This is a genomic window from Nakamurella sp. (assembly GCF_048594475.1).
Lineage (GTDB): Bacteria > Actinomycetota > Actinomycetes > Mycobacteriales > Nakamurellaceae > Nakamurella.
Genome location: NZ_JBMDXT010000554.1, coordinates 1 through 13,532 on the forward strand (window position 1 = coordinate 1; position 13,532 = coordinate 13,532).

A 13,532-nucleotide genomic window follows, 5' to 3' on the forward strand; every position below is an offset into this window, starting at 1 on the left:
GCCCAGCATCGCGTTGGCCGCGGTGTAGGTCGCCTCGACCTCCTCGAACCGGTGGCCCAACCCCAGCGCGATGGCCTGCTGGCGCAGGTTGGACAGCTGGCCGCCGGGGATCTCGTGCTGGTAGACCCGTCCGGTCGGGGCGCGCAGGCCCGACTCGAACGGCGCGTAGAGGGCCCGCACGGCCTCCCAGTACGGCTCCAGCTCCTGCACCGCGTGTAGGTCCAGACCGGTCTGCCGGCCGGTGAAGTCGGTCGCCGCGACCAGCGCCGACATCGGCGGCTGGGAGGTGGTCCCGGCCATCGACGCGCTGGCCGCGTCGACCGCGTCCACGCCGGCGGCCGACGCCGCCAGCAGGGTGGCCAGCTGGCCGCCGGCGGTGTCGTGGGTGTGCAGGTGCAGCGGCAGGTCGAACCGCTCGCGCAGCGCCGTGACCAGCGTGTGCGCGGCCGGCGCGCGCAGCAGCCCGGCCATGTCCTTGATCGCCAGCACGTGCGCGCCGGCGTCCACGATCTGCTCGGCCAGCCGCAGGTAGTAGTCCAGCGTGTAGAGCTTCTCGGCCGGGTTGGACAGGTCGCCGGTGTAGCACAGAGCCACCTCGGCGACCGCGGTGCCGGTCGCCCGGACGGCGTCGATGGCCGGCCGCATCTGGCTCACGTCATTGAGGGCGTCGAAGATGCGGAAGATGTCGACGCCCGTCGACGCCGCCTCCTGGACGAAGGCGTCGGTGACGGCGCGCGGGTACGGCGTGTAGCCGACGGTGTTCCGGCCGCGCAGCAGCATCTGCAGGGCGATGGTCGGGATGGCCTCGCGCAGGGTGGCCAACCGCTCCCAGGGATCCTCGGACAGGAATCGGAGCGCGACGTCGTAGGTGGCCCCGCCCCACGCCTCGATGGACAGCAGTTGGGGCGTCAGCCGGGCGACGGCCGGCCCGATCATGGCCAGGTCGCGGGTGCGTACCCGGGTGGCCAGCAGGCTCTGGTGCGCGTCGCGGAACGTGGTGTCGGTGACGAGCAGGTCGGGCGCGGCGCGCAGCCGGGCGGCGAAGGCCTCCGGACCGAGGTCGACCAGCGCCTGCCGGGTGCCGGGCGGCGCCGGATGGGTCAGATCGACCGCGGGCAGCTTCAGGTGCGGCTCGATCAGGCCGCGCGGGCGGGCGCCGTACGGCTTGTTGATGGTGACGTCGGCCAGGTAGGACAGCAGCCGGGTGCCGCGGTCGGCGCTGTGCCGGGCGGTGAGCAGCTCGGGGTGGGTCTCGATGAAGCTGGTGGTGACGCCGCCGGCGGCGAAATCGGGGTCCTCGAGCACGGCCATCAGGAACGGGATGTTGGTGGCCACCCCGCGGACGCGGAACTCGGCCAGCGCCCGCCGGGCCCGGGCCACGGCCTGCTGCCAGTCGCGACCGCGGCAGGTCAGCTTGACCAGCAGCGAGTCGAAGTGGGCCGAGACGTCGGCGCCGGAGTGCACCGTGCCGCCGTCCACGCGGACCCCGCCGCCGCCGGGCGATCGGTAGGTGTTGATCTTGCCGGTGTCCGGGCGGAAGCCGTTGGCCGGATCCTCGGTGGTGATCCGGCACTGCAGGGCGGCCCCGTTGACCCGGATGCTGTCCTGGGACAGCCCCAGGTCGGCCAGGGTCTCACCGGCCGCGATGCGGATCTGCGCGCCGACCAGGTCGACGTCGGTGACCTCCTCGGTCACCGTGTGCTCCACCTGGATGCGCGGGTTCATCTCGATGAAGTGGTAGCGGGCGTCCGGCCCGTCCCCTTCGACCAGGAACTCGACGGTGCCGGCGTTGACGTAGCCGATGTGCCGGGCGAAGGCCACCGCGTCGTCGCAGATGCGTTGCCGCAGGCCCGGATCCAGCCCGACCGCGGGCGCGACCTCGATCACCTTCTGGTGCCGGCGCTGCACCGAGCAGTCCCGCTCGAACAGGTGGATGGTGCCGGCCGGGTCGCCCGCGCCGCCGCGGTGGTCGGCCAGGATCTGCACCTCGATGTGCCGCGGGTCGACCACGGCCCGCTCCAGGAAGACCGTCGGATCGCCGAACGCCGAGTCGGCCTCGCGCATCGCGGTGGCCAGGGCCTCCGGCAGTTCAGGTGGGGTGTTCACCCGGCGCATGCCCCGGCCGCCGCCGCCGGCGACCGCCTTGACGAACACCGGGAAGCCGATCGCCTCGGCCGCCGCGATCAGCGTCGACGGGTCGGCGCTGGGCGCGCTGGACGGCAGGACCGGCACGCCGGCCGCGGTGGCCGCGGCGACCGCGGTCGCCTTGTTCCCGGCCATCTCCAGCACCTGCGCGGACGGCCCGATGAACGTGATGCCGGCGTCGGCGCAGGCCTGGGCCAGATCGGGGTTCTCGGACAGGAAGCCGTAGCCCGGGTAGACCGCGTCGGCCCCGGCGGACACCGCCGTCCGCACGATCGAGTCGATGTCCAGGTAGGCCCGGACCGGATGGCCGCGCTCGCCGATCTGGTACGCCTCGGTGGCCTTCTGCCGGTGCACCGAGTTGCGGTCCTCCCACGGGAACACCGCCACCGAGTCGATGCCGAGCTCCCAGGCCGCGCGAAAGGCCCGGACCGCGATCTCGCCGCGGTTGGCCACCAGGATCTTCGAGAACATGCCGAGGAACCTACCCGGGCGGCCCGACACCGACCCCGAGCGGTCGACCGGCGCGAACCGCCGGCGCGCACCCGCCGGACTCAGCCCTTGTCCAGGTAGTCCTGCTCCTGCTCGGCGATGACGGCCGCGACCATGTCGGCCAGCCCGGGCCGGCGGGCCATCTCCGGGTCGTCGCCGACGAGCCCGGCGGCATCGGTGCGGGCCCGCTCGATGGTGTCCCGGTCGCGCAGCAGCGAGAGCTGGCGCAGTGCCGTGGAGCGGCCGGCCTGGGCGGTGCCGAGCACGTTGCCCTCGCGGCGCAGCTCGAGGTCGGCCTCGGCCAGCTCGAACCCGTCGGTGGTGGCCGCGACGGCGTCCAGCCGGGCCCGGCCCGGGGTGCCGGCGGGCGCCTCGCTGACCAGCAGGCAGATGCCGGGGGCCGACCCACGGCCGACCCGGCCGCGCAGCTGGTGCAGCTGGGACATGCCGAACCGCTCGGCGTCCATGATCACCATCATGGTCGCGTTGGGCACGTCCACGCCGACCTCGATGACCGTGGTGGCCACCAGCACGTCCAGCTCGCCGCGCGCGAACGCGGACATCACCTCGTCCTTCTCGGCCGGCACCAGGCGGCCGTGCAGCACACCCAGGCGCAGGCCGGCGAGCGGTCCGTCCCGCAGCATCGCCGCGACCTGGGTGACGGCCAGCGGCGGACGCTTGCCGTCCGCCGCGCCCGGGTCGGCGTCGGGGTCGGCGTCCGGGTCGAACACGGTGCCGTCCTCGAACAGCTCCCCGCCGTTCTCGCCGCCCCCCTCGTCGCCGATCTTGGGACAGACGACGTAGGCCTGGTGCCCCTTGCCGACCTCCTCGCGGATGCGTTCCCAGGCCCGCTCGACCCAGGCCGGCTTCTCGGCGGCCGGCACGACGGTGGTGCCGATCGGTGACCGTCCGCGGGGCAGCTGGGTCAGGGTGGAGGTGTCCAGGTCGCCAAACACCGTCATCGCGACGGTCCGCGGGATCGGCGTCGCGGTCATCACCAGCACGTGCGGCGGGCTGCCCGCGGGATGCTTGGTGCGCAGGGCATGCCGCTGCTCGACGCCGAAGCGGTGCTGCTCGTCCACCACGATCAGGCCGAGGTTGGCGAAGAACACGCCCTCGGACAGCAGCGCGTGGGTGCCGACGACGATGCCGGCCTGACCGGAGGCGATGTTCAGCAGGGCCTGCTTGCGGGCCTTGGCGCCGAGCGACCCGGTCAGCAGGGTGATGGCGGTCGCGCCGGCCGGTGCGCCCAGCTCCCCGCCGCGGCCCAGCGGCCCGAGCACCTGGCGCAGCGACCGGGCGTGCTGCGCGGCCAGCACCTCGGTCGGCGCCAGCATCACCGCCTGCCGGCCCGAGTCGATCACCTGGAGCATCGCCCGCAGCGCGACCACGGTCTTGCCCGAACCGACCTCACCCTGCAGCAACCGGTTCATCGGGTGGATGGTGGCCAGGTCGGCGGCGATCACCTCGCCCACCGCCCGCTGGCCCTCGGTCAGCTCGAAGGGCAGGTCGGCGTCGAAGGCGTCCAGCAGGCCGCCGGGGATCCGCGGGCACGGTTCGGCCGGGAACCGCTTCGCCTCGGCCCGGCGCCGGGCCAGCACCAGCTGCACGGCCAGCGCCTCGTCGTACCGCAGCCGTTCCTGGGCCTTGTCCAGGTGCTCGTGGGTACGCGGCCGGTGGATGTCCTGGAGCGCCGTGGCCAGGTCGATGAGGCCGTGCTCGGCCAGCAGGACATCGGGCACCGGGTCCTCGATCGCCGGCCGCAGGTCCAGCACGGTCCGCACCGACTGCTGCAGGACGGCCTGGGAGATGCCGTCGACCAGCGGGTACACCGGGATGACGCCGCCGGGGAACGACTCGATGACCTCCAGCGCCGCGCCGTCGTCCCGCTCGCCCGAGCCCGAGGTGTCCGAGAGCACCGCCACCGTCGGCGAGCTCATCTGCAGCTTGTCCTGGAACGTGCTGACCTTGCCCGAGAACATCGCGTCGGTGCCGACCGGCAGCGCCCTGGCCCAGTGGTACTGGTTGAAGAACGTGCACGTCAGCTGGCGATTGCTGTCCCCGATGACCACGTTGGTGATGTGCCGGACCGGCGGCCGCCCGCCGCCCCGCCCGCGGCCGCGACCGCCGCCGGCGCCCCGGTAGCCAAGGTCGCGTTCGGTCACCCGGACGACGCGGCCCCAGACCGTGGCCCGCTCCCCGACCACCAGCTTGGCCAGGTCGGTCAGCTTGCCCCGCTGGTCGTACTTGCGCGGGTAGTACCGCAGCAGGTCACCGACGGTGGCCAGCTGCAGCTTGTCGGTCAGCCGGTTCGCCGTGCGGGCGCCCACCACGCCCTTGAGCGGGGTGTCCAGCCCGATCTGTGCCACGTTCGTCCAGTCCCCGCGTCCTCGGCCGGCATTACCCCACCATCTTGACCCCGGCCACCGACAGGCCGCCGCCGACCCTCCGCGCGACGCCGGTCGACGCGGGGTCTGGAGCGCCGAGGCCCGTCGAGGCCCCGGGCGCGGTGTCGCCCGGCGGCGATCAGGACAGGGCGGCGACCACCAGCAGCACGCCGGCCACCTCGGCCACGGCGCCGAAGGCGAGGAACGCCGAGCCGACCAGCCGGCCGGAGGCCGCGCCGGCGCTCACGACGGCGTCCTGCGGGTCGGCCGGATTGACCAGCACGGCCACTGTCTGCCCGGTCCGGTCCGCGCCGCCGGCGGTGGTGAACCGGTTCCAGAAGCGGACCGGCCGGCCGTCGGGGCCCGGGTACTCGACCTGGCACCGCTGGTGGCCGTCTCCGTCCAGGCGGGACCCGACGACGACCCCGGTCACCGGGCGCCAGGCTCGACGGCGCCGCCGATCCGCGGTGGTGGTCAGCACCCCGATCACCACGAACACCCCGCCGGCGGCGAGCACCGCCACCCCGGCCCAGAGCGGGATCGCCAGGCCCCCGGTCATGCCGACCCCGCCAGGATGCCCACCACCGGTCAGCCGATCCGGGTGATCGTCAGATCGAACGGCATCCCGCTGGCGTAGAGCTGCTCGATCACCTCGCCCGGGTGATCGGTGTGCAGGTGCACGGCCGGGTCGCCGCCGGTCGGCCAGATCGAGACCTCCCGGCACAGCCGTCCCAGTTCCCCGGTCAGCCCGGGAAGCGACGCCGCCTCGACGTGCAGGGTGCAGGTGATCTCGGCCAGGAACGTCACCCCCCGGTTCTCCCCCGGTCCGGCGCCGCAGCCCGCCGGGCGGGCGGGGGGCAGGGGGTCCCGGCACTCGTGTTCCAGGGCGAGCAGCACCATCCCGATCAGCGCCTTGGCCCGGTCGTCGGACCGGCCCTCGCCGGTCCCCGGCCCGTCCGCGGGCAGCCCGGTCAACCAGCTGTTGGCCACCGTCTGCGCGGCCCGGGCGGCCACCTGGCGCAGATCCGCGCCGTCGACCACCAGCTCGGCACCGGCCACCCCGGCCGAGCGGGCGGCCTCCGCGACCGTCGGGCCGGCCGTCGCCGAGCGCGGGACCGACGACCCGCGGGTGGCCTCGTCCAAGGCCGCCGCGCCGGCGTTCAGACCCGCGGCCAGGGCCAGCCCGCCGGACACCGCCGACCCCGGGTCCAGCCCGCCCATCAGGTCGGCGGCCGTCTCGGTCACCAGCAGCCGGCGGGCCTCGGAGATGCCGGCCGCCAGGCCGGTGAGGTAGCCGCGGAGCAACTCAGCCGCGGGCTCGGTCAACGGCAGCACCGGGGCCGGCGGCGGGAGGTCCCGGACCGCGCAGGCGACGGCGATGCCGCCCTCGTCCAGCACCTCACGCTCCTGGGCGGACGGCCGGATCCCCCAGCGGGCGGTCACCGCCGGATCCGGCCGGCGCAACCGGTCGAACCAGCGAGCGACGAGATCGGCGTCCAGCGCGAGCATGGGTCCCATGGTGCCCCAGCCCTCCGCGCGCGACACCCGGATCAGCGCCCGTCACCCGCCAGCCACCGTTCGAGCCAGGTGGTGTGCAGGTCGTTGGTGACCACGTCGGCCTGGTCGAGCAGCTCCGCGAAGAACGGCAGCGTGGTCCGCGGACCGCCGAGCCGGGTCTCGCGCAGGGCCCGGCGCAGGCGGGCCAGCGCGGCCGGGCGGTCCGGTGCCCAGACGATGAGCTTGCCGATCATGGAGTCGTAGTACGGACCGATGACGGCCCCGTCCTCGGCCATGGTGTCGATCCGCACCCCCGGTCCGGCCGGCCAGCGCAGCCCGTCGATCGTCCCCGGTGACGGCCGGAAGGCCCGGGCCGGATCCTCGGCGTTGATCCGCACCTCGATCGCGTGGCCGCGCCGGACGACGTCCGGCTGGGCCAGCGGCAGCGGATCGCCCTGCGCGACGGTGAGCATCAGCCGGATCAGGTCGACCCCGCAGATCTCCTCGGTGATCGGGTGTTCCACCTGGATCCGGGTGTTCATCTCGATGAAGAAGTACTCGCCGGTGGACGGGTCGTAGAGGAACTCGACGGTGCCGGCGCCGCGGTAGCGGACCGACCGGGCCAGCGCGACCGCGGCGGCACACAGGCGGGCCCGGGTGTCCTCGTCCAGCACCGCGGCCGGCGCCTCCTCCCAGATCTTCTGCCGGCGGCGCTGCAGCGAACAGTCGCGCTCGAAGAAGTGCACGACGTCGGTCCCGTCGCCGACGACCTGGACCTCGATGTGCCGGGCCCGCGGGACGAACCGCTCGAGGTAGATCCCGCCGTCGCCGAAGGCCGCCTGCGCCTCGGCCCGGGCGGCGGCCACGCCGGCGACCAGCTCGGCGTCGTCGCCGGCGATCCGGATGCCGCGGCCACCGCCGCCGGCCGCCGCCTTGATCAGCATCGGGTAGCCGATCCGGGCCGCCGCCACCAGTGCGGCGTCGGCATCGGCGATCAGCCCGTCACTGCCCGGGACGACCGGGACGCCGGCCGCCTTCGCCGTGGCGATGGCCTGGGCCTTGTGTCCCATCCGGGCGATGGTCCGGGCGTCGGGCCCCACCCAGGTCAGCCCGGCCGCGGTCACCGCCCGGGCGAAGTCGGCGTTCTCCGAGAGGAATCCGTAGCCGGGATGGACGGCATCGGCCCCGGTGCGCCGGGCCGCGGCCAGCAGCGCGTCGGCGTCGAGGTAGCTCTCGCGGGCGTGGGCGCCGCCGATGCGCACCGCCTCGTCGGCCAGCTGCACCGCGAGGGAGTGCTCGTCGGCGTCGCTGTGCACGGCGATCGCGGTGATGCCCATCTCGCCGGCCGCCCGGATCACCCGCACGGCGATCTCGCCACGGTTGGCGACCAGGAGTCGGCGGATCGGGGCCATGATGTCTCCTTCTCCCCTCGCGCGGGCTTGTCTCGGACAGGCACGGCGCGAGGCGGGTTTGGCGTCTGGCCGCCGGATCAGTACCCTAGGGAGGTTGCCCGGCGGCCGCCGGGCCGTAGTTGACTGCTCTGAACGGCCGCTGTGACACCGGTCTGGCCGCTCGCATGGATTGTGACAGGGGTGTTCGGCGTGGCTGCCGTGTGTGAAGTGTGTGGCAAGGGTCCGGGATTCGGCATGAGCGTGTCCCACTCGCACCGGCGGACGAACCGCCGGTGGAACCCGAACGTTCAGCCGGTGCGGGCGCAGGTCGCGCCGGGCACCGTGCGCAAGATCAGTGTGTGCACGTCGTGCATCAAGGCCGGCAAGGTCGTCCGGGGCTGACCCCGCTCGTCCCGCCCGCTCCGACGAGAACGGCGCCGATCGTCATCGATCGGCGCCGTTTCCGTGTTTCCCCGGGGCACGTCGTCGGGCCCCGGGGAAGCCTCGTTCCCCCGCTCAGCCCAGCCGGGTGAGCCAGCCGTGGGTGTCCGGGATGCGGCCGTACTGCAGATCGGTCAGCCGCTGCCGCAGTTCCATCGTGATCGGTCCGGGCTTGCCGCCGTTGATGTCGAACCCGCCCTCGGCGTGCAGGACCGAGCCGACCGGGGTGATGACCGCCGCCGTCCCGCAGGCGAACACCTCGGTCAGCTCCCCGCTCTCGACCTTCTTGGCCCATTCGTCCGTCGAGATCCGCCGTTCCGCGGCGCCGTAGCCCAGCTCGCGAGCCATCTCCAGCAACGAGTCACGGGTGATACCCGGCAACAGCGACCCGGACAGCTCGGGGGTGACCAGCTCCGCGGTGGGCCCGGAGCCCATCACGAAGAACAGGTTCATCCCGCCCATCTCCTCGACCCACCGCCGCTCGACGGCGTCCAGCCAGACGACCTGGTCGCAGCCCTTCTCCGCAGCCTGCGCCTGGGCGGCCAGGGACGCGGCGTAGTTGCCGCCGAACTTGGCCGCGCCGGTGCCCCCGGGGGCGGCCCGCACGTACTCGGTCGACCACCAGACGCTGACCGGGGCGACCCCGCGCGGGAAGTACGGACCGGCCGGCGAGGCGATCACGCAGAACAGGTAGCTGTTGGAGGGCCGGACGCCGAGGCCGACCTCGGTCGCGATGACGAACGGCCGGATGTACAGCGAGGACTCACCGCCGCGCGGCACCCACTCGCCGTCGACCGCCAGCAGCTCGCGGATCGCCCCCAGGAACAGCTCCTCCGGCAGCTGCGGGACGGCCAGCCGGTCGGCCGAGCGGTTGAACCGGGCGGCATTGGCCTCGGGCCGGAAAGCCGCGAGCGACCCGTCCGCCTGGGCGAAGACCTTGAGCCCCTCGAAGATCTCCTGGCCGTAGTGCAGCACCATGGTGGCCGGGTCGATCGAGAACGGGCCGTAGGGCACCACGCGCGGGTCGTGCCAGCCCTGGCCCTCGTCGTAGTCGATGAGGACCATGTGGTCGGTGAAATAGCGGCCGAACCCGGGCGCCGCGTGGATCTCGTCCCGCCGGCTGACGCTGACGGGCGAAGGATGCAGTTCGCGCCGGAACGTCGGGAGCGCGCTCGCGCCGGCGGTGGAGGTCGTCATGGAGCAACGATATCGCAATTAGTAGGACGTCCGAGTATCTCGTCCGGGCCGCCGCTGAAATCAGGCCAGTTCTACCGGATCGGCCTGGTCGGCGCACCCGGGGACGGGCGGCTCAGCGCACGTGGGCCGGGACGAACGGCGGCTTGACCACCCGCACCCGCATGGTCCGGCCGCGCACGTCGACCCCGATCTCGTCGCCCTCGACGATCCCGGCCACGGTGTCGATCAGGGCCAGCGCGATGCCGACGCCCAGGGTCGGGGAGAACGTCCCGGAGGTGGTCTCACCGATCCGCGTGCCGCCCCCGTCGACCACCGGCAGGTGCCCGCGCAGCACCCCGCGGTCGAGCGCCAGCAGGCCCCAGGAGGCGCGGTGCGGGCCGTTCTCCCGCTCGGCCAGCAGCACGTCGCGGCCGAAGAAGCTGGGCTTGCGCCAGCCGACCGCCCACCCGACCCGGGCCTGCACCGGGGTGATCTCGGGGCCCAGGTCCTGGCCGTGCAGCGCATAGCCCATCTCGGTCCGCAGCGTGTCGCGCGCGCCGAGCCCGGCCGGCCGGCCGCCGCGCCGGTCCGCCTCGTGCACCACCGCGTCCCACACCGCCTCCGCGTCCGTCCAGGCCGGAAGCAGTTCGTAGCCGTGCTCGCCGGTGTACCCGGTGCGGCAGACCCGCACCGGCAGCCCGTCCAGGGTGCCGTCCCGCCAGGACATGTAGTCCAGGTCCGACGGCAGGCCGACCGCGTCGAGCACCTCGGCGGAGGCCGGGCCCTGCACGGCCAGCACCGCGTGGTCGGTGTGCCGGTCCACCACCTCGACGCCCGCGGGCGCCGCTGCGGCCAGGGCGGCGACGACCGCGGCGGTGTTGGCCGCGTTCGGCACCAGGAACACCTCGTCGGGCGAGACCAGGTAGGCGATCAGGTCGTCCAGCACCCCGCCGTCCCCGGTGCAGCACAGGGTGTACTGCGCCTGTCCCGGCCGGATCCGGCCCAGGTCGTTGCTCAGGCAGTCGTTGAGAAAGGCCGCCGCGCCCGGTCCGGTGACCGATGCCTTGCCCAGATGGGACACGTCGAACACGCCGACGCTGGTGCGCACCGCGGTGTGCTCGGCGACCACGCCGGCCCCGGCGTAGGAGATCGGCATGTCCCACCCCCCGAAGGCGCCCATGGTCGCGCCCAGGGCGCGGTGCCGGGCATCCAGCGGGGAGTGCTTGAGCGGGGCGGGCATCTCGGCGTCGGGGTCGGCCATGCGCCGACCGTAACGTGCGCTCGTCCCGGGGCGCACCGGTGCCCGCCGCACGCGCGGGACCGGCCCGGCTACGGTGCAGGGCATGACACGCCTGAGCCTGACCACCGCCGATCCGTTGACCCTCAAGGCCGATGCCCTGGTGGTCGCCGCGCAGCAGGGCGCGGACGGTCCCGTCGCCCTCGACGAGCGGTTCGCCGAACTGGTCGCGGCCGCCGGGCTGGCCGGGGCCACCGGGCGCACGGGCGGCACGGTCACGCTGCCGGGATCCGGCCGGGCCGGGGCCGATCGGGTGGTGGTGGTCGGTCTGGGCAAGCCCGTCCCCGAGGCCGGTGACGGCGCGGGCGGGAGCGGGCCCGGCACCGAGCTGGCCGACCGGGTCCGGATCGCCGCCGGCGCGGCCTCCCGGGCGGTGGCCGGTCACGGGAAGGTGGTCTCGACGCTCTCGCTGGTCGACGCGGCCGCGGCCGCCGAGGGGCATCTGCTCGGCGCGTACGTGTTCGATACCTACAAGAAGCCGTCCGCGGCGCCGGTCGATGCGGTCGTGCTGGCCGTGCCGTCGGCCAACAAGGCGGCCAAGCAGGTGCTGGAGCGGGCCACCGTGGCCGCCGAGTCCGTCGCGTTCGCCCGTGACCTGGTCAACTCGGCGCCCAACGACCTCTTCCCGGCCGAGTTCGCCCGGCGCGCCTCGGCCGCGGCCACCAAGGCCGGCCTGAGCGTCGAGGTGCTCGACGAGAAGGCCCTGGCCAAGGGTGGCTACGGCGGCATCCTGGGGGTCGGCGCGGGCTCGTCGCGGCCGCCGCGGCTGGTGCGCATCGCGTACACCCCGGCGAAGTCCTCGGCGACCGTCGCCCTGGTCGGCAAGGGCATCACCTTCGACACCGGCGGCATCTCGATCAAGCCCGGGCCCAAGATGGACCAGATGACCAGCGACATGGCCGGCGCCGCCGCGGTCGTCGCCGCCGTGCTCGGCGCCGCCCGGCTCGCCCTGCCGGTCACGGTGATCGCCTACGCCGCGCTGGCCGAGAACATGCCGTCGGGCACCGCCTACCGCCCCGGCGACGTGCTGCGCCACTACGGCGGCGCGAGCACCGGCCGCGGCCGGGCGGCCACCGCGGGCAAGACCGTGCACGTGCTCAACACCGACGCCGAGGGTCGGCTGGTGCTGGCCGACGCGATCGTCCGGGCCTGCGAGGACGGCCCGCAGTACCTGCTGGAGACGTCCACCCTGACCGGGGCGCAGGTCGTCGCGCTGGGCAAGCGGACGATGGGCGTGATGGGCACTCCGGCGCTGCGGGACCGGGTCGCCGAGCTCGCCCGGTCGGTCGGGGAGGGCGGCTGGGCGATGCCCCTGCCCGAGCACCTGCGGGAGGGCCTTGACTCGCCGCTGGCCGACCTGCAGAACATCTCGAACGAGCCGGCCGGCGGCATGCTGGTGGCCGGGCATTACCTGGCCGAGTTCGTCGCGGACGGCGTGCAGTGGGTCCACCTGGACGTCGCCGGCCCGTCCTTCAACGACGGGAAGCCCTACGGCTACACCGCTTCCGGGGGCACCGGGGTGCCCGTTCGCACCTTGCTGGCCGCCCTGGCCGAGATCGCCGCGGGCTGAGCCGGCGCCGGGCGCCGGCCGGTCAGTGCTGGTCGTCGAGGGCGGCGCGCTGTTCGCGCTCGCGCAGGATCGTCTGCCGGCGCGAGTAGTCGCGCATCCGCTGCGGGTACCCGACGATCATCGCGTCGTAGATCGGCAGCTGGTGGGCGTGCGCGAACTTCTGCGCCGCCTTGGGCGAGGAGATGCGGCGCCGGGTGAACTCGCCGTCGTGGGCGACCAGCACGACGCTGGTGCCGGTCACCGCCGTCTTGGGTTCGACGAAAACCTCGACGCCGCGCCGGCGGCCCGCCCACTCGGCCAGGTCGTCGGCCACCTTGCCGCGCGGCGGCTTCCCGCCGGCGGTCGCGCCCGACGACGCCGCCGGGTCCGATCGGCGGCCCAGTCTGCCCAGCCAGGAGAACATGCCCATGCCTCGATCATCCCTGGTCCGCGGGCCCGGCCGGACCGCCCGCCCGGACGGGACCGGGCCGCCGGGCGGGACGGGTGCCGGGCGGGTCCCGGACGGGTGCCGGCCGACCGGGCGGGACCCGGGTGTTCCCGGTCACCGGCAATCGGTTGACAGGGCGCCGATTCTGCGGGGATGCCAAGATGGACACCGCGCCGACTGGGAGCACCGGCCAACGGCCCACCCGACCATGCCGCCGGAATCGCGACCGCACGTCGAGCGTTGATCCGACCGGTAATGAGATTCGTATTCAGTGCGGTTCGGCCGAGCGGCCGAACTGGGAAGAGGAGCGCGTAGCGATGACCGACACCAACGTCGACCTGGTCGTCCTGGGCGGAGGTTCCGGCGGATACGCCGCCGCCCTGCGGGCCGCGGAGCTCGGCATGTCGGTGGCGCTGATCGAGAAGGACAAGCTCGGCGGCACCTGCCTGCACTGGGGCTGTGTCCCGGCCAAGACGCTGCTGCACGCCGCCGAGGTCGCCGACGAGGCCCGCGAGGGCGCGTCCATCGGCGTCAAGTCGTCCTTCGACGGCATCGACACCACCGCCCTGCTCAAGTACAAGGACGGGGTCATCACCCGCCTGTACAAGGGCCTGCAGGGCCTGATCAAGTCCCGCGGCATCACCGTGGTGGAGGGCACCGGCACGTTCGTCGGCCCGAACACCGTGGTCGTGGGCAACGACCGGTACATCGG

Annotated in this window: 11 protein-coding genes; 3 read left to right on the plus strand and 8 right to left on the minus strand. The window is 74.0% G+C overall.

Annotation, left to right across the window (positions count from 1 at the left end):
- The 5 genes from ACOJUF_RS24800 to ACOJUF_RS24820 form a co-directional block, all read right to left on the minus strand.
- Positions 1–2,616 (minus strand): pyruvate carboxylase (locus ACOJUF_RS24800; RefSeq protein ID WP_420124473.1); only part of this gene is annotated, 2,616 nt, incomplete at its 3' end.
- 80 nt (positions 2,617–2,696) lie between these two features.
- Entirely contained in the window at positions 2,697–5,003 is a 2,307-nt protein-coding gene (recG, locus tag ACOJUF_RS24805; RefSeq protein ID WP_420124474.1) for an ATP-dependent DNA helicase RecG, read from the minus strand.
- Positions 5,004–5,160: 157 nt separating this feature from the next.
- Positions 5,161–5,580, minus strand: coding sequence for a DUF3592 domain-containing protein (locus ACOJUF_RS24810; RefSeq protein ID WP_420124475.1), 420 nt, complete (start codon positions 5,578–5,580; stop codon positions 5,161–5,163).
- A gap of 29 nt (positions 5,581–5,609) precedes the next feature.
- Positions 5,610–6,530 carry a hypothetical protein gene (locus tag ACOJUF_RS24815; RefSeq protein WP_420124476.1) on the minus strand — a complete coding sequence of 307 codons (921 nt, stop codon included), beginning with the start codon at positions 6,528–6,530 and terminating at the stop codon, positions 5,610–5,612.
- A 41-nt stretch (positions 6,531–6,571) separates the two neighbouring features.
- A complete protein-coding gene (locus ACOJUF_RS24820) occupies positions 6,572–7,930 on the minus strand; it encodes an acetyl-CoA carboxylase biotin carboxylase subunit (RefSeq protein WP_420124477.1) in 1,359 nt (452 codons plus the stop codon).
- 189 nt (positions 7,931–8,119) lie between these two features.
- On the opposite strand from ACOJUF_RS24820, the gene rpmB reads away from it, so the two are divergent.
- Positions 8,120–8,311, plus strand: a complete 192-nt coding sequence (gene rpmB, locus ACOJUF_RS24825; protein WP_420124478.1) for a 50S ribosomal protein L28 — start codon at positions 8,120–8,122, stop codon at positions 8,309–8,311.
- A 114-nt stretch (positions 8,312–8,425) separates the two neighbouring features.
- Here the strand turns inward: rpmB and ACOJUF_RS24830 are convergent, their stop codons facing one another.
- Entirely contained in the window at positions 8,426–9,547 is a 1,122-nt protein-coding gene (locus ACOJUF_RS24830; protein ID WP_420124479.1) for a branched-chain amino acid aminotransferase, read from the minus strand.
- Positions 9,548–9,659: 112 nt separating this feature from the next.
- Positions 9,660–10,766 carry a glycine cleavage system aminomethyltransferase GcvT gene (gcvT, locus tag ACOJUF_RS24835; protein ID WP_420124483.1) on the minus strand — a complete coding sequence of 369 codons (1,107 nt, stop codon included), beginning with the start codon at positions 10,764–10,766 and terminating at the stop codon, positions 9,660–9,662.
- Between the two features lie 103 nt (positions 10,767–10,869).
- Here gcvT and ACOJUF_RS24840 point away from each other — a divergent pair, with 103 nt between their 5' ends.
- Positions 10,870–12,393 carry a leucyl aminopeptidase gene (locus tag ACOJUF_RS24840; RefSeq protein ID WP_420124480.1) on the plus strand — a complete coding sequence of 508 codons (1,524 nt, stop codon included), beginning with the start codon at positions 10,870–10,872 and terminating at the stop codon, positions 12,391–12,393.
- A gap of 22 nt (positions 12,394–12,415) precedes the next feature.
- Here the strand turns inward: ACOJUF_RS24840 and ACOJUF_RS24845 are convergent, their stop codons facing one another.
- Positions 12,416–12,802, minus strand: a complete 387-nt coding sequence (locus ACOJUF_RS24845; protein ID WP_420124481.1) for an oxidoreductase — start codon at positions 12,800–12,802, stop codon at positions 12,416–12,418.
- 335 nt (positions 12,803–13,137) lie between these two features.
- Here ACOJUF_RS24845 and ACOJUF_RS24850 point away from each other — a divergent pair.
- The coding region (locus ACOJUF_RS24850) for an FAD-dependent oxidoreductase (RefSeq protein WP_420124482.1) at positions 13,138–13,532 on the plus strand (395 nt) is incomplete at its 3' end.